The sequence below is a fragment of the Nocardia transvalensis genome, assembly GCF_015477765.1.
Lineage (GTDB): Bacteria > Actinomycetota > Actinomycetes > Mycobacteriales > Mycobacteriaceae > Nocardia > Nocardia transvalensis_A.
Map to the genome: position 1 here is coordinate 536,745 of NZ_JADLQQ010000004.1, position 16,108 is coordinate 552,852.

At 69.2% G+C, this 16,108-nt stretch carries 14 protein-coding genes; 8 read left to right on the forward strand and 6 right to left on the reverse strand.

What is annotated here, in order from left to right:
- The first annotated feature begins 153 nt into the window (after nt 1-153).
- Both IU452_RS14225 and IU452_RS14230 read left to right on the forward strand, forming a co-directional pair.
- Nucleotides 154-1,383 carry an acetoin utilization protein AcuC gene (locus IU452_RS14225; RefSeq protein ID WP_195109460.1) on the forward strand — a complete coding sequence of 410 codons (1,230 nt, stop codon included), beginning with the start codon at nt 154-156 and terminating at the stop codon, nt 1,381-1,383.
- The gene (locus IU452_RS14230) at nt 1,376-4,090 is read left to right on the forward strand and encodes a bifunctional GNAT family N-acetyltransferase/acetate--CoA ligase family protein (RefSeq protein ID WP_195109461.1); all 2,715 of its coding nucleotides are present in this window, start codon (nt 1,376-1,378) and stop codon (nt 4,088-4,090) included. The genes IU452_RS14225 and IU452_RS14230 overlap by 8 nt, the downstream gene beginning before the upstream one ends.
- A gap of 21 nt (nt 4,091-4,111) precedes the next feature.
- On the opposite strand, the gene IU452_RS14235 is transcribed toward IU452_RS14230, so the two are convergent.
- Nucleotides 4,112-4,354 (reverse strand): alpha/beta hydrolase, encoded by a 243-nt coding sequence (locus IU452_RS14235; protein ID WP_195109462.1) that lies wholly within the window; start codon nt 4,352-4,354, stop codon nt 4,112-4,114.
- 189 nt (nt 4,355-4,543) lie between these two features.
- On the opposite strand from IU452_RS14235, the gene ppc reads away from it, so the two are divergent.
- Nucleotides 4,544-7,312, forward strand: coding sequence for a phosphoenolpyruvate carboxylase (gene ppc, locus IU452_RS14240; protein WP_195109463.1), 2,769 nt, complete (start codon nt 4,544-4,546; stop codon nt 7,310-7,312).
- On the opposite strand, the gene IU452_RS14245 is transcribed toward ppc, so the two are convergent.
- Both IU452_RS14245 and IU452_RS14250 read right to left on the reverse strand, forming a co-directional pair.
- Nucleotides 7,269-8,102, reverse strand: coding sequence for a CPBP family intramembrane glutamic endopeptidase (locus IU452_RS14245; protein ID WP_195109464.1), 834 nt, complete (start codon nt 8,100-8,102; stop codon nt 7,269-7,271). The two genes, ppc and IU452_RS14245, sit on opposite strands and share 44 nt — an antisense overlap.
- A gap of 83 nt (nt 8,103-8,185) precedes the next feature.
- On the reverse strand, nt 8,186-8,968 hold the full coding sequence (locus IU452_RS14250; protein ID WP_195109465.1) for a putative hydro-lyase: 783 nt from the start codon (nt 8,966-8,968) through the stop codon (nt 8,186-8,188).
- A gap of 233 nt (nt 8,969-9,201) precedes the next feature.
- On the opposite strand from IU452_RS14250, the gene IU452_RS14255 reads away from it, so the two are divergent.
- From IU452_RS14255 to IU452_RS14275, 5 genes are read left to right on the forward strand one after another with little or no spacing between them, the layout of a single operon-like run.
- Nucleotides 9,202-9,570: a VOC family protein gene (locus IU452_RS14255; protein ID WP_195109466.1), complete on the forward strand. Its 369-nt coding sequence runs from the start codon at nt 9,202-9,204 to the stop codon at nt 9,568-9,570.
- Nucleotides 9,567-10,526, forward strand: coding sequence for an ABC transporter ATP-binding protein (locus tag IU452_RS14260; RefSeq protein WP_195109467.1), 960 nt, complete (start codon nt 9,567-9,569; stop codon nt 10,524-10,526). Before IU452_RS14255 ends, IU452_RS14260 begins: the two co-directional genes overlap by 4 nt.
- Nucleotides 10,523-11,335 carry an ABC transporter permease gene (locus IU452_RS14265; RefSeq protein WP_195109468.1) on the forward strand — a complete coding sequence of 271 codons (813 nt, stop codon included), beginning with the start codon at nt 10,523-10,525 and terminating at the stop codon, nt 11,333-11,335. The genes IU452_RS14260 and IU452_RS14265 overlap by 4 nt, the downstream gene beginning before the upstream one ends.
- A gap of 21 nt (nt 11,336-11,356) precedes the next feature.
- On the forward strand, nt 11,357-11,725 hold the full coding sequence (locus tag IU452_RS14270; RefSeq protein WP_195109469.1) for an ArsR/SmtB family transcription factor: 369 nt from the start codon (nt 11,357-11,359) through the stop codon (nt 11,723-11,725).
- Nucleotides 11,722-12,165 carry an SRPBCC family protein gene (locus IU452_RS14275; protein WP_195109470.1) on the forward strand — a complete coding sequence of 148 codons (444 nt, stop codon included), beginning with the start codon at nt 11,722-11,724 and terminating at the stop codon, nt 12,163-12,165. The genes IU452_RS14270 and IU452_RS14275 overlap by 4 nt, the downstream gene beginning before the upstream one ends.
- Nucleotides 12,166-12,284: 119 nt before the next feature.
- Here IU452_RS14275 and IU452_RS14280 read toward each other — a convergent pair whose 3' ends face one another.
- The 3 genes from IU452_RS14280 to IU452_RS14290 all read right to left on the reverse strand — a co-directional run bounded on the left by IU452_RS14280 (nt 12,285) and on the right by IU452_RS14290 (nt 16,067).
- Nucleotides 12,285-13,088: a hypothetical protein gene (locus IU452_RS14280; RefSeq protein WP_195109471.1), complete on the reverse strand. Its 804-nt coding sequence runs from the start codon at nt 13,086-13,088 to the stop codon at nt 12,285-12,287.
- A gap of 209 nt (nt 13,089-13,297) precedes the next feature.
- On the reverse strand, nt 13,298-14,266 hold the full coding sequence (locus IU452_RS14285; RefSeq protein ID WP_195109472.1) for a sigma-70 family RNA polymerase sigma factor: 969 nt from the start codon (nt 14,264-14,266) through the stop codon (nt 13,298-13,300).
- A 268-nt stretch (nt 14,267-14,534) separates the two neighbouring features.
- On the reverse strand, nt 14,535-16,067 hold the full coding sequence (locus IU452_RS14290) for a DUF7059 domain-containing protein (protein ID WP_195109473.1): 1,533 nt from the start codon (nt 16,065-16,067) through the stop codon (nt 14,535-14,537).
- Between the last annotated feature and the right edge of the window lie 41 nt (nt 16,068-16,108).

The following is a 16,108-nucleotide window of genomic DNA, read 5'->3' on the forward strand; positions in this document are numbered from 1 at the left end:
CGGGTGCGCCTCGAAGCGCGCCGGACAGCGGCGCGCCGCACTGCCTTGCATTTCTACTGCATCGCAACGACAAAAACGGTTCCTTGCTTCCCCGTGTTCGGATCGGGCTCGGGCCGCCGCCACCGGGGCGGTCGGTGCATTAGCGTGACAACCATGGCTAGCGACGCCACGGTGGTATGGACCGACCGGTTCCTGGATTACAGCTGGACACCGGAACACCCGATGAAGCCGGCCCGGCTGCGGTTGACCATGGCCCTGGCCCGCGGTCTCGGCCTGCTCGAGGGCATCGAGACGCTCACACCCGGTCCGGCCGGTGCGGCGGAGCTGATGCGCATCCACACCCCGGCCTACATCGAGGCCGTGCAGCATGCGCGGCCGCCCGCGCCCGGCGCTCCCGTCTCGTTGTCGCCGCCGCACGGGCTCGGTTCGCCCGACAACCCGATCTTTCCCCACATGCACGAGGCGGCCTCGGTGATCGTGGGCGGCACCCTGGCCGCGGCCGGGGAGATCGCCGCCGGTCGCACCCGGCGGGCGGTGAGTATCGGTGGTGGCATGCATCACGCGATGGCCGATGCCGCCTCCGGATTCTGCATCTACAACGATGTGGCCGTGGCGATCTCGTGGCTCCTGGATCACGGCTTCGACCGCATCGCCTACGTCGATGTCGATGTCCACCACGGGGACGGGGTCCAGCGCGCCTTCTACGGCGATCCGCGGGTGCTGACCATCTCGATCCATCAGCACCCGGCCACGCTGTGGCCCAACACCGGCTGGCCGGAGGAGATCGGCGCCGGCTCGGCCGAGGGCACCTCCGTCAACCTCGCGATGCTGCCCGGCACCCGGGATGCGCAGTGGCTGCGGGGCTTCCACGCGGTGGTGCCGAGCGCGCTCGCGGCGTTCCGGCCCCAGCTGCTGGTCACCCAGTGCGGGGTCGACACCCATCGGGAGGATCCGCTGGCGGATCTGGAATTGAGCGTCGACGGACAGCGGGCGGCGTTCGTGGCCCTGCGCGACTTCGCCGACCGCTATGCCGAGGGCCGCTGGCTGGCCGTCGGCGGGGGCGGCTACGGGCTGGTCCGCGTCGTGCCCCGGGCCTGGACGCATCTGCTGGCCGCCGCGCTGGACCGCGACATCGATCCGGCCGCCGAGATACCCGCCGACTGGATCGATCAGGCGCGGACCTACCTGCCGACGGTCGAACCGCCACGCACCATGGGCGACGGGGTCGAGCCGCGCTTCGATCGCTGGGACGGGCCCGGCGGCGTCGACACCGGCGACGAGCGCTCCGAACGCGTCCAACGGGCCGTCGACACCGCCGTATTGGCTACGCGCCGAGCCACTTTCGGGCTGCTCGGTCTGGATCCGGAGGACCCCCGTGACTGAACCGTCCCCGGGCGATGGCGCCCAGTGGGCGACCACCGGCACCCCCGCCGACCCGCCCCCGCCGCCGCAGCACTGGTTCGCCGATGTGCTCGCCTCCGACGGCGGCGTGGTCCGGCTGCGTCCCATCACCCCCGGCGACGCCGAGGCCCTGCAGAACTTCCATGCCGGACTGTCCGACCGCACGCGGTATCTGCGCTACTTCGGCCCCTACCCGAAGATGACGCCGAGGGATCTGTTCCGCACCACGCATGTCGACTATCACGACCGGGTCGGCCTGGTGATCGTCCTGGGCGAGGTGATCATCGCGGTCGGACGCTACGAACTGCTGCAGGAGCGGGAGGGGCCGCGGGCGGCCGAGGTGGCGTTCGTGGTCGCCGACGGACATCAGGGCCGCGGGCTCGGCTCGATCCTGCTCGAGCATCTGGCCGGTGCCGCCGCCGAGAACGGTATCGAGACCTTCGTGGCCGAGGTGCTCGCGGAGAACAACGCGATGGTGACGGTGTTCCGCGATGCGGGCTACCAGGTGCAGCGCAGCCGCGACGGATCGGTGCTGCACCTGGAATTCGCGATCGATCCCACCGAAGCCCTACTGTCGGTGCGGGATTCGCGCGAGCGGGCCTCGGAGGCGCGCAGCGTCGGCAATCTGCTCGCACCGCGTTCGGTGGCGGTGATCGGCGCCACCCCGTCCTCGGGGCGCGTCGGTGGCGCGGTGCTGGCCAATCTGTTGTCGGGCCTGTTTCAGGGCCCGGTGTACCCGGTGAATCCGAACCGCAGCTCGGTGCGTGGCGTGCGCGCCTACGCCACGGTCCGCGACATTCCCGACGAGGTGGATCTGGCGGTGGTCGCCGTGCCGGCCGCGGAGATCAAGTCGGTGCTCGACGACTGTATGGCCAAGGGCGTCAAGGGGTTGGTGGTGCTGACGGCCGGATTCTCGGAGACGGGCCCGGCCGGATTCGCCGCCGAGCGCGATCTGGTCGACGCCGCGCGCGGTCACGGCATGCGGGTGGTCGGCCCGAGCGCACTCGGCATCGCCAACACCGATCCGGCCGTATCACTGAACGCGACCCTGGCCTCGGTATTGCCCGGCCGGGGGCGCGTCGGGTTCTTCTGCCAATCCGGGCCGCTGGGCGCGGCGATCCTCGCGGAGGCGGCGGCCCGCAAACTCGGCCTGTCCACCTTCGTCTCCGCCGGTAACCGTGCCGACGTCTCGGGTAACGACCTGCTGCAGTACTGGGACACCGATCCCGATACCGATGTGGTGCTGCTGTATCTGGAGACCTTCGGCAACCCGCGCAAATTCTCCCGGATCGCGCGCCGGGTGGCGCGCACGAAACCGGTGGTCGTGGTGAGCAACGGGCGCCACGCCGCGTACATCACGCCCGCCAGCCCGCTGGAACGTTCACTCGGGCGAGACCTGTTCGCTCAAGCCGGGATCGTGCAGGTGGACACCATCTCCGAACTGTTCGACTGTGCCATGCTGCTGGCCTATCAGCCGCTGCCCGCCGGACCGCGACTGGCGGTGATCGGCAACAGTGCCGCCCTGGGCTGGCTGGCGGTGGACGCGGGACGCGGGGAGGGACTGACCGTCGGCGAGCCGACCGATCTGGGGCCGCAGGCCGATCCGGCCGACTACCTGACCGCCGTCACCGCCGCGCTGGCGGCGCCCGACATCGACGCGCTGATCGTGATCTTCGCCCCGCCGGTGCCGATCTCGATGGCGGCATTCGCCGAGGCCATCCGCACCGCCGCCCGGTCGGCGTCCAAGCCGGTGCTCACCACGTTCGTCGCCGATCACGGCATGCCGAATCTGCTGACGATGCGGGGCGAGGGCGGAATCGTGGAACGCGGTTCGATCCCCTCCTATCCCGATCCCGAACGCGCCGCCCGGGCGCTGGCGAGGGTGCGCCGGTACGCGGCCTGGCGGACCCGGCCCGCCTCGAGGGTGGCGCGCCCGGCGGACGTGTCCACCGAGCGCGCGCGAGAACTGGTGGAGCAGTGGACGACTCGCGCGCCGGAGGGCGGCTGGCTCGGTGACCTCGAGGCGGCGCAGCTGCTGGACTGCTACGGCATTCGGGTGGTGGAGTTCCGGGAGGTCCGCGACGAGGACGGGGCCGAGGCGGCGGCGCAGGAACTCGGCTATCCGGTGGCGGCCAAGGCGACCGGCGAAATATGGCGGATGCGGCCCGATCTCACCGGCGTGCGCCTGGATCTGTGGCGGCCCTCCGCGGTGCGCCGCGCCTACACCGATCTGGCCGAGATCTCGGGCAACGAGGTCGTGCACATTCAGAAGATGGCCACCAAGGGCCTGGGGTGTGTGCTGCGGGTGCAGGACGATCCCTCGTTCGGTTCGGTGATCAGTTTCGGGCTGTCGGGGACCATCATCGATCTGCTCGGCGACCGCGTCTACCGGGCGTTGCCGCTGACCGAGGCCGATTCGGTGGAGCTCATCGACGCACCGCGCGCCGCCCCGCTGCTGGACGGCCGGACCGGGGTTCCCGGCCAGACGGTCGGCGAGCCGGTCGACAAACTCGCCCTGGCGGAACTGGCGCAACGCATTTCGGCCCTGTGCGACGACCTCCCCGAGATCCGAGAACTGGCCGTCGAACCGGTCCTGGCCTCCCCCCAGGGCACCGCCATCCTCTACGCCCGCGTCCGCGTAGGCCCCGAACCCAGCCGCTTCGACCTCGGTCCCCGCCGCCTCGCCTGAGCGAAGAGTTCAGGCGAGGCGTCAGGATCGCCTCCCCGTGGTCGATGACGGTGAAACTCCGCGTCGAGTGAGCGGGCGGCAGGTCAGGCGCGGCGCTCGCGCGATCTTCTCGACCGCCTCCAGCGCCTCCGGGAGCTTCGTGAACCCATCGTCGGCGGGGAAGTGGCCGCCGCCGGGGATCACGATCTGCTCCGCGTCGAGGTCGGCGGCCAGGGCCTGCGAGGCGGCGGGCGGGACGATCTCGTCGTTGTCGGAGTAGAACATGGTGCGCGCGGCGATGTGGGGGACCAGGGCCGCGACATCGGGGCTGTCGGCGAGGTAGTCGTCCAGTCCGGGAAGGGCGTCGAGGGAACCTGCCGGTCGAGCGGCCCTATTCCGGGCGGGAGAGTGGCCGCCCCCACACTTGCGCCCTCCGCGCCGTCCCCACCTGTTGCGATGGTCGATACTGGCCGTATGCGCGAAGATCAGATCGAGGCCGCCACCGCGCCGCTGCGAGACGACATCCGCTTTCTCGGCGCGATCCTGGGCGAGACGATCCGCGACCACGAGGGCCCGGAGGTTTTCGACCTCATCGAACGGGTCCGCGTCGAGGCGTTCCGCATCCGCCGGTCGGAGGTGGAGCGCAGCGCGGTCGCCGATATGCTGCGCGATACCGATGTCCGGGTCGCGATTCCGCTGATCCGCGCGTTCAGCCACTTCCTGCTGCTGGCCAATCTGGCCGAGGATCTGCAGCGCGACCGGCGTCGCGCCGTCCATATGGCCGCAGGGGAGCCGCCGCAGGACTCCAGCCTGGCTGCGACCTGCCGCAAACTGGACTCCGCGCGGCCCGACGGCGGCACCGTCGCCGACCTGCTCGCCGACGCGCTGGTGTCGCCCGTGATCACCGCCCACCCCACCGAGACCCGCCGCCGCACCGTCTTCGACGTGCAGGCCCGCATCACCGAACTGATGCGGCAGCGGCAACGCTACGACCGCTCCGAACCGGAGTACGCCGAGATCGAGACCCGGATCCGGCGCCAGGTGCTCACCCTGTGGCGCACCGCGCTGATCCGCCTGGCCCGCCTGCGCATCAAAGACGAGATCGAGGTGGGGCTGCGCTACTACGACATGACCCTGCTGGAGGTGATTCCGCGCATCAACGCCGAGGTCCGTGCGGCGCTGCGCTCGCGCTGGCCCGAGCTCGAGCTGTTGGCGCGGCCGATCCTGCGGCCCGGTTCGTGGATCGGCGGCGATCGCGACGGCAATCCGAACGTCACCGCCGAGGTGGTGCATCGCGCCACCCACCGGGCGGGTGCCGTCGCCGTCGGCTATTACCTCAAAGAGCTTGTGGGGCTGGAGAAATCGCTGTCGCAATCGGCCCGCCTGGTGTCGGTGACCCCGGAACTGGCGCAACTGGCCGACGCCGGATACGACGAATCCCCGCAGCGCGCCGATGAACCCTACCGGCGCGCGATCCGCGGCATCCGGGCCCGCCTGACCGCCACCGCCCGGCACGCGCTGGGCGAGATCCCGGGCGACGGTGAGGGCGTGGACGTGGGCGCGCAGCCGTATGCCGGGCCGCAGGAACTGCTCGACGATCTGAATATCGTGGACGCCTCGATGCGCGCCTCCGGCGACGGCCTGCTGGCCGACGACCGGCTGGCCGCATTGCGCGGCGCGGTCGAGACATTCGGCTTCCACCTGCAGGGTCTGGATATGCGCCAGAACTCCGAGACGCACGAGCAGGTGGTGGCCGAGCTGTTCGCCTGGGCGGGTGTGCACGCCGACTACACGAGCCTGTCCGAGCCGGACCGGGTGCAGTTGCTGGCGGCCGAATTGAACACCCGTCGCCCGCTGCTCGGTCCGACCGCCAGGCTGAGCGAACTGGCGGTCAAGGAACTCGGCGTGGTGCGCGCGGCCAAGGCGGCCCTGGACGATCTGGGTCCGGACACCGTGCCGAACTACATCATCAGCATGTGCACCTCGGTCAGCGATCTGCTGGAGGCCGCACTGTTGTTGAAGGAGGCCGGAATCCTCGATCCCGGCGATGCGCAGACCCCGCCGAGCAGCCCGGTCGGGGTGGTGCCGCTGTTCGAGACGATCGAAGATCTCCGCCACGGCGCCGAGACGCTGGTCGCCGCCCTGGAGGTGCCCGCCTACCACCGCCTGGTCGCCGCCCGCGGCATGCAGCAGGAGGTGATGCTCGGCTACTCCGACTCCAACAAGGACGGCGGATATCTGGCCGCCAACTGGGCGCTGTACCGGGCCGAACTGGATCTGGTGGAGGCCGCGCGCAAGACCGGAATTCGGTTGCGGCTGTTCCACGGTCGCGGCGGCACGGTGGGCCGCGGCGGCGGTCGCAGCTACGACGCCATTCTCGCCCAGCCGGCCGGTGCGGTGCGCGGCTCGCTGCGGCTGACCGAACAGGGCGAGGTGATCTCCACCAAATACGCCGACCGCGGCAGCGCCTATCGCAATCTGGAATCCCTGGTCGCGGGAACCCTGGAATCGACACTGCTGGACGTGGAGGGACTGGGCGCCGACGCCGAACCCGCCTACGAGCTGTTCGACGAACTGGCCGAGCTGGCGCGACGGGCGTATTCGCGGCTGGTGCACGAAACTCCGGGATTCGTCGAGTATTTCCGCGCCTCCACCCCGATCGCCGAGGTCGCCGACCTCAATCTGGGCAGCCGCCCGGCCTCGCGCAAACCGACGAATTCGGTGAGTGATCTGCGCGCGATCCCCTGGGTGATGGCCTGGAGCCAGTCGCGCGCCATGCTGCCCGGCTGGTACGGCACCGGCACCGCGATCGAACAGTGGGTGGGTGAGGATCCGCAGCGCCTGGCCACCCTGTCGGATCTGTATCGGCGCTGGCCGTTCTTCCGCACGGTCATGTCGAATCTGGCGCAGGTGCTGGCCAAGGCCGATATGGATATCGCCGCCCGCTACGCCGAACTCGTCGAGGATACGGCGTTGCGGGAGCAGATCTTCGGCATGATCCGCGACGAATACGACCGCACGTGTCGCATGCACGCCGCCGTCACCGGCAGCGATCAGCTGCTCGCCGACAACCCGGCATTGGCCGAATCCATCCGCAACCGCTTCCCCTACCTGGAGCCGCTCAACCAGATGCAGGTCGAACTGCTGCGCCGCCGACGTGCGGGCGACAGCTCGGAGCTGGTCGAGCGCGGCATCCTGCTCACGATGAACGGCTTGGCGACGGCACTGCGGAACTCCGGCTAGCGCGGCGGTGCACCGCCCAGAGCAGAATCGCGGTGCAGGCGAACGGGATCACGATGAAGGTCAGGTCCAGCACCTCCGGGTGGTCGATCTCTCCGTTGCCTCGGTTGTTGAGATACTGGCTCGTCACCATGAAAGCGGTGTGAAAACCGAGGCAGGGCCACAGACTTCCGATCGTCGCCCGCAACGCGCCCAGCAAGGAGCCGAATGTCAGCAGCAGCACGATGCGGAACGGGTCCGCCTGCAGGGTGATTACCGTGCCCAGCACCGTGAACGCCATGGCTTGGCCGAGGACGGCCACCCAGGCGGGGTAGCGCTGCGCCAGGGTGCCCTGAATGTAACCGCGAAAGGCAAGTTCCTCGGGTATCGGCTCGATCAGCAGCACGAGCACGGTCAACACGGCGACGCCTGCGACGATCTCGAGGACCGGCTTGTGCACGCTGATCGAGATCCATCCGAACGTCTCCGCCGCCACCGTCGAGATCGTGGCGGGCACGAGCCAGCACGCGACTCCGAAAAGGAAAGGCCGCCATGCTTTTCGGGGTGCGGTCAGTCCCATGAGCGACCATGACCAGGGGCGGCGATCCAGATATCGCCGGGCCACGACGATCAACGGCAGGGTGAAGCCGATCGCCAGCAGCCCGCCCGCCACATGCCGTCCGCGCGAATAGCCCTGCCCTGCAAGGAGATCCGATCCGAGCACAAGCAGCCACCAGAGCGTCATCGCCACCACGACGACCGCCGGTCCGATGACGCCCTTGAAACGGTGTGATTGCTCCCCCGACGCGATCATAGGCGAACTATATCGGTGCACCAACGGTTTCCGGGCGGGATTGCTGGCGGTGAGCGGACATCGTTTCACCTCAACCGGTTTTGTCACTCCGCGTCGTCGCGCAGATCGGTGACGAACATGTGTCCTGGGGCATGGGTGATGGCCAGTGGCGGGCGCGTGGTCCTGATCACCGCCTGCGGGGTGACTCCGCAGGCCCAGAACATCGGTGTCTCACCGGGTTCCGGCTCGATCGGATCGCCGAAGTCGGGGCGGGCGAGGTCGTCGATGCCGAGTATCGACGGATCACCGACATGCACGGGAGCGCCGTGCGCCCGGGGGAGTGCGGCGGTGACACGCCGAGCCGTCTCCACGCTGTCGGATGCGATGGGCCGCATGGACACCACCAGCGGCCCGTGGAACCGCCCCACCGGCGTGCACGGCCGCGAGGTGACGAACATGGGGACGTTGCGGCCCGATTCCTGATGGCGCAGGCGAACTCCCGCCGCCAGCAGCCGCGCCTCGGCGGTGAAACTGCAGCCGAGCAGGAACGCCACGCCGTCGTGGGGCCAGACGTCGCGCACATCGGTCGGTTCGGCGTCGAGCACGCCGTGGCGGTAGACGCGGTAGCGCGGCAGATCGGTGCGCAGGTCCGCGCCGGGTGCGGCCTGGCGCGGCTCCGGATCGCCCGGGCCGGTCACCTCGATGAGCGGCAACGCCTGCGGATTGGCCAGGCAGAACTCGTGGAACTCCGCCGCCGCCTCGGCGGGCAGCACAACGAGATTGGCCTGCACATACCCGAGCGACAAGCCCGTCGTCGCCCCGCTCAGCTCACCCGAGCGACACCGGCGACGCACCTCGTCCGGTCGGGCGCGGCCAAGCTCCTCCATGCCCGCGATGGTAGTCGCGCGAACTCGGCGGCCGAGCCCGAAATCGCCCCCGATGCAGCGCGGACGGTCGGCAACGTGGGTCGGATACCGCCTGCCGACGGGTCGGCATTCGGTTCGTCGCCGAGACGGCCCGAGCCACCGCAGCTGCTCGCCACATCGGAAAGTGAGACCGATTCACGTAGGAAATCTCCTACGCTTGACGAGTAGGATATTTCCTACATATAGTCGCGGGCATGACGATTTCGCAGATCGGGAAAATTACGGCCTTCGTCTCCGACCAGGATCGGGCCGAGAAGTTCTACACCGAGGTGCTCGGCTTCGACGTCCGCGTCGACAATGTGTGGGGCGACAACCGGTGGCTCGAGGTCGCGCCCGGCGCGACCGGCACCTCGATCATCCTGCACACACCATTCCCCGGCGCGAGCGCGGGAACGCTCGCGGGAGTCATGCTGCACAGCGCCGACATCGACGCCACCGTGGCGCGGCTGCGCGAGGCCGGGGCCGAGGTCGCCGGACCCACCGACGAGCCGTGGGGCAAGCAGGCCACCTTCTCCGACCCCGATGGGAATTCGTTCGTCCTCATCGCGAATCCGGCGCAGTGACGGCACTTTTCGAGGCGCACGGTGTCACCAAGCGATTCGGTGACACCGTGGCGCTGGACGGGTTGCAGTTGTCGGCGGAGCGGGGAAGTCTGCTGGCGATTCTGGGTCGCAACGGGGCGGGCAAGACGACGCTTGTGCGCATGCTGGCCACCTTGACCCCGCCGGATGCCGGGACGATCCGGGTCCTCGGCCACGACGTCGTGCGGCAGGCCCCGGCGGTGCGGCGGTCCATCGGACTGGCCGGACAGCATGCGACGATGGAACCGCTGCTGACCGGCGCGGAGAACCTGGAGATGATCGGGGTGCTGTTCGGGCTCCCGCGTCGGGCGGCCCGCAAGGCCGCCGCCGAGGTGTTGGAGCGGCTGGGACTGGCCGACGCGGGCGGGCGGCGGGTCGGAACCTACTCCGGCGGTATGCGCCGCCGCCTCGATCTCGGCGCGAGCCTGGTCGGCCGACCGCAGGTGCTGTTACTGGACGAGCCGACCACCGGCCTGGATCCGGCGGCGCGCCACGGGCTTTGGTCGCTGGTCACCGAACTGGTTTCCGGCGGCACCGATGTCGTGCTGACCACCCAGTACCTGGAGGAGGCCGACGCGCTCGCCGACCGGGTGGTGGTGCTCGACGGTGGTCGCATCCTGGCCGACGGCTCACCCGCCCAGTTGAAGGCCGCCCACGGCGAGGACATCGTCACCGTGCGAACCCGCCGCGCCGACGACCTCGAGACGATCCGCCGAGCGCTGGCGGCGCGGGGCCGCACCGATGTCACCGTCGACACCGCGGCGGGCGTGATGACGTGGCCCTCGCCGGCCGGTGGCGAGGATGCGGCGACCTGTTTCTCGCTGCTGCCCACCGGCACCGTCGACGAAATCACCGTGCGCAGGCCGACTTTGGAGGAGGCGTTCCTGAACCTGACGGCCGCCGCGCCGACCGAACAGCGAATCGAGGCGATGACATGACCGCGACCGTGATCGACTCCTCGGCCGTTCCCCGCGTGAACCCCGTGGCCTGCACCGCCGCCGTGGCGCGGCGGGTCGCCCTGATGACGCTGCGCAACCCGCAGGTGATCGTCATGTCGGTACTGCAGAGCGTGGTCTTCCTGCTGATCTTCCGCTATGTCTTCGGCGGGGCGATCGCCTCGGACGGCCTGCGTTACGTGGACTTCATGGTTCCCGGCATTCTCACTGTGGGCATGGTGTTCTCGGTCATGGGCGTCGGACCGGCGATGGCGGAGGATCTGCAGCGGGGGATCGTGGACCGGTTCCGCTCGCTGCCGATGCCGCGCTCGGCCGTCCTCGCCGGGCGGGCGCTGGGTGCGCACGCATTGACCGCGGTCACCGCGGCCGTCACCTTCGCGGTCGCCTTCGCCGTGGGGTTCCGCGTCCACCACGGGATTGCGGGGCTGGTGGCGATGGTGGGTCTGTGCCTGCTCACCGCGGTCGCCTTCACCTGGGTGTTTATTGCCCTGGGGCTGGCCACCGGCGATGTGCAGGCAGCGCAGGGCCTGGGCTTTCTGGTGCTGCCGCTGTCGTTCGTGTCCAGCGCCTACGTTCCGGTCGACACCATGCCGGGCTGGCTGCGGATCTTCGCCGAATATCAGCCGCTGACGGTCGTGATCGAGGCCAACCGCTATCTGACCCAGGGCACGGCCGGACTCGGCGGTTTTCAGCAATCGGGTAGCTACTACGTTGCGGCCGCGGTGGTCTGGTGCCTGGGTATTCTCGTGGTCGCCGTGACCGCCAGTGCGGCGCTGTTCCGGCGACGATGAGACCGACCGAACGAGGGCCCGATGCCGCATCGCGTGAAATCCAGCAGTACCGATCTGGTGTTCGGCGCGCTGGCCAATCCGACCCGACGCGAGATCCTGGACCTGCTGCTCGACGGCGAGCAGACGGTCCAGGCGATCGCCGAACGGTTCGATATGGCCCGGCCCAGTGTGTCCGAACATCTGAAGGTGCTGCGCGACTGCGGGCTGGTCGACGAGGAGAAACGCGGCCGCTACCGCTACTACAGAGTGGAGCCACAGCCATTGCACGACCTGCAATCCTGGCTCGACCCGTTCGAACGCTACTGGCGGGCGCGGCTGCGTGACCTCGGTGCGGTCCTGGACGCCCTGCCCGACGACTCCGATCACAGAACGGACTCCGAGAAGAAGTGACCGACGATCTGACCACCATCGAGCTCGACCACTTCTACCCGCACCCGCCGGAGAAGGTGTGGCGCGCCCTCACCACACCGGAGTTGATGGCCCAGTGGATGATGATGCCCACCGGCTTCGAACCGGTGGTGGGCAATGTCTTTCACATGCGGGGCCGCGCGGTGCCGCAGACCGGGTTCTCCGGCGAGATCCGCTGCGAGGTCCTGGAACTCACCGCCCCCGAAAAATTGCGCATCAGCTGGAACGACGCCCACTCCGACACCGACAGCGGTTGGGTCGTCACCTGGGAACTGCGCCCCGAGGGCATCGGCACCCGAATGCTGCTGACCCACACGGGCTTCGACCCCGACGACGCCAATGCCCAACTGTCCCGCAAGATCATGCGCGGCGGCTGGCCCGGCATGCTCGATCGCCTGACCGAGACCCTGGCCACCGCGTAACGAAGCCCTCGACAGCCGCACCCGCGACATGCGATGGCCCGAAGCTCCGCGACATGCGATGGCCCCGAAGCGCTTTCCTTCGGGGCCATCGGACCGGGAGGTCGGAGGAGGAGCGGACCTTACTGGGGCACCTGCTGCTGCTGTTGCTGCTGGTCGCCGGACTTCTTTTCGTCCTTCTGCTCGTCCTTCTTGCCGTCGCTCTTCTTGTCCTTCTTGCCGGACTTGTCGTCCTTGGTGCCGTCGGACTTCTTGCCGTTCTTCGACTCGTCGCCCGACGAGTTCTGATCCGGCGAGGACTGGTTGCCCTTCTGGCCGTCGTTCCCCTTCTGCTCGTTGCCCTGCGGGCTCTCCTTACCCGGACCCTGCAGGCCGAAGTTGCCTATGCCGGGGAAGTCCGGAATGCCCTGCGGGAGCATCGTTCCCAGGCCACCCAGACCCTGGTCGGCCAGCATGCCGCCGAGGCCGCCTTGGTTGGGCAGGTTGGGCAGGCCACCGGGGAGTTGTTGCTGGTTGCCGCCAGGGAGGGGGAGTTGGTACGGGTTGTTGCCGCCCGGGGTGGGGAGTTGATATGGGTTGTTGCCGCCCGGGGCAGGGAGCTGGAACTGGTTGCCGGGCAACTGCTGGCCGTAGCCGCCGGGCGACTGCTGTTGCTGTTGTTGCTGCTGTTGCGGCTGCTGGCCATACCCGCCGGGGCCCTGCAGTTGGCCATTGCCGCCGAGGCCGCCGCCCAAGCCGTTGCCCGCACCGCCCTGAGTGCCTCCGGTACCACCCTGGTTGCCGGTGCCGTTACTGGTGCCCGGGCTACTCGGATCGCTATTAGGAAACGCGACCGCGGCCGGAGCCGCAGCCACCATCGACATAAGACCGGCCGATACTGCTGCGACGGTCCACTTCAGGATTCGCTTCGTTCGGTATGTGGTCATTACCACATTAAATAACGACCTGACGGTTTGTGTTGGTCGTTTGACGAAATTCAGCGTGTCGCGCGGTCGGGCGTGTCGAGAATAGCTGATCGGTTGCTGGCAAACAACAACGCCGGTCGGCTCGCGCGTCCCCGGAGAGGCGGGGTGCGCGGACGCCGACCGGCGTTCGGGGGAGCTGGGCCGGATTCCGGACGGCCCAGCCGTCTTTATCAGCTGGCGTAGGCACGCAGGCGGTCTGCCCGCTCGCCCTTGCGCAGCTTGGCCATGACCTCACGCTCTATCTGCCGCACCCGCTCGCGGGACAGGCCGAAGAGCTTGCCGATCTGATCCAGCGTGCGCGGCTGACCGTCGTCCAGGCCGAACCGCAGCCTGATGACCTGCTGTTCGCGCTCGTCGAGGGTGGCCAGCACGCTGCGGACGTCGCGGTGCATGAGGCCCGCGATGACCGCGCTCTCGGCGGAGGTGGCCTCGGAGTCCTCGATGAAGTCCCCGAGCGGGGCCTCCTCGTCGTTGCCGACGGGCATGTCCAGGCTCACCGGGTCACGGCTGTGGTCGAGCAGATCGGCGATCTTGTCGACCGGGATGCCGGACTCGTTGGCCAGTTCCTCGTCGGTGGCCTCGCGCCCGAGTTGCTGATGCAGTTCACGCTTGATGCGGGCCAGCTTGTTGACCTGTTCGACCAGGTGGACGGGCAGCCGGATGGTGCGGCTCTGATCGGCCATACCGCGGGTGATGGCCTGCCGGATCCACCAGGTGGCGTAGGTGGAGAACTTGAAGCCCTTGGTGTAGTCGAACTTCTCCATCGCTCGGATCAGACCCAGGTTGCCCTCCTGGATGAGATCGAGCAGCGGCATGCCGCGGCCGGTGTAGCGCTTGGCCAGCGACACCACGAGCCGCAGGTTGGCCTCGAGCAGATGCTGCCGCGCGGCCTGGCCGTCGCGAACGATGATCGCCAGGTCCCGTTTCCGGCTGGCCGACAGGCGCTTACTGGTCTCCAACAGGTATTGGGCATAGAGGCCCGCCTCGATGCGCTTGGCCAACTCGACCTCGTCGGCCGCCGTGAGCAGCGCCGTCTTACCGATCCCATTCAGGTACACGCGTACCAGGTCGGCGGCGGGGCTCTGAGCGTCGAGGTCCGAATCGCTGGCGCGCACTCCAGTGGTGGCGGGGCTTGTCATGACTTGCCTCCTGTCGGTGGTGTCTCACTCCGAACAACGGACCCGACATTGGGAAAGTTCCCCGGGGCGGTCTCGATAAACCGCTCTGAACTGCGGTTTTCGTCACTCCCATCTGAGAAGTTCCTAAGAAGGGAACCCTCTGGGGAACGTGTGCACCCGGCGTTGCCCGGTGGCGATCCGGCAGGTATCAACCCGTGACAGTGCGCCCTGGTCCGTTGCTCCCGTCGGGCCTACCCGGCGGAGCGATCGGTAAGCACCCGGAATCGGATCACACCGACGTGGCGTCGATCGGATGGATCAGCCCGTGCCGAACCAGTCCGGTGACGATGCCCAGCGCCGCCGCCCGCAAGTCCGGCGAGGCCGCCGTGCCGGTGTGGCCGATAGCCAGGAGCTCGACCAACTCTTCCAACGGCAATCCCTCGGGCCGCATTCCCGCGAGCAGGGCGGCGGCGGTGTCGTCCACCTCGTGCTGCCACCGCGGCCCGTCGCCGCGGTGCAGACGGGCGACCCGCTGCTCCCAGCCGTCGGCTCCCGGCAGGTAGACCCGCTCCAGTGCGGTGGCCGGATCGACCTCGAAGCGCGCGCCCCAGGCGATGTCGTTGTCGGCGGCGACCGCGCGCAGCCAGGCCGAGCGCTCGAAATATTTCGCCGCCTCGTCGCCGAGCGGGTCGTCGAAGCCGTGGGTGAGGTCCTCGGCGAGCAGTTCGGTCGAGCCGTCGACGGCACGCAGATAGACGAAGCCGAATCCGATGCCCTCGACATCGGCGGCGGCGAAGGCGTCCAGCCACCGTTCGGCGCGCTCCTGGGCGTCGCTGTCGCGCGGATCGAGCCCGGCGTCGCGCAGCCAGGTCCCGACGTACAGGGCCGGATCGGCGACATCGCGCTGCACGATCCAGGCATCCACCCCGTGCTCGGGCAGCCACGACGACACCCGGGCCCGCCAGTCTTCGCCCGCCACATGGACCCAGGAGGCGAGCAGGGCCGCGGTACCTCCCGGATTCAGCATCTGCGGCACCCGGGAGACGACCAGTTCGCTCGCGCCGTCGAGGGCCAGGCCCGAGTCGCGGTAGGTGTGCTCGACCCGGGCCGGGCCGACCACGAACGGTGGATTGGCGACCACCTGATCGAAGCGGCGGCCGGCGACCGGGTCGAACCAGGCACCTTCGCGCAGTTCGATGTCGAGCCCGTTGAGCGCGGCGGTCGTCGCGGCCAGCCACAGCGCCCGCCGACTGATGTCGGTGCCGGTCACCGTGCGGGCGTAGGAGGCGGCGTGCACGGCCTGCACACCGCAGCCGGTGCCCATGTCCAGGACCGAGCCGACCGGTCGAGTCGGGGTCGCGCGCAACAGCGACAACGACGCCTGCCCGACCCCGAGCACGTGATCGGCGCTCAGCGAGCGGCGCCGCATCGAATCGTCCAGATCCGACAGGACCCATCGGTTGCCGTCGCCCAGATCCAGCGGTCGCAGATCGAGCGCGGCCCGTACTCGCTCGCCGTCGCGCTCGAGCAGCCCGGCCGCGACAGCGCGGTCGATGTCCACCGGCGCCAGTGCCGCGGCCACCTCGTGTTCGGGCATCGGATCGCCGAGCAGCAGCAGCCGCACGAGGGTGCCCAACTCCGCGGCGTCGCGTACCGCGCGCCGCACCGGAACCGGCTCCGAGCGGCCCAGCGCGGCATGCACGTCGTCGCCCAGGAGCTCGAGGAGGGTGTCGGCGTCGTATCGCACGCGGGTCAGCGCGGTACGCAGATCCGCGGCGAGCGCGGCGAGGCCGGACGCGGCGGTCGTCGAATTCGTCGGCATAGCTGGGAACTCTGCCACCGCAACCTTCGAGCATCCGGGAG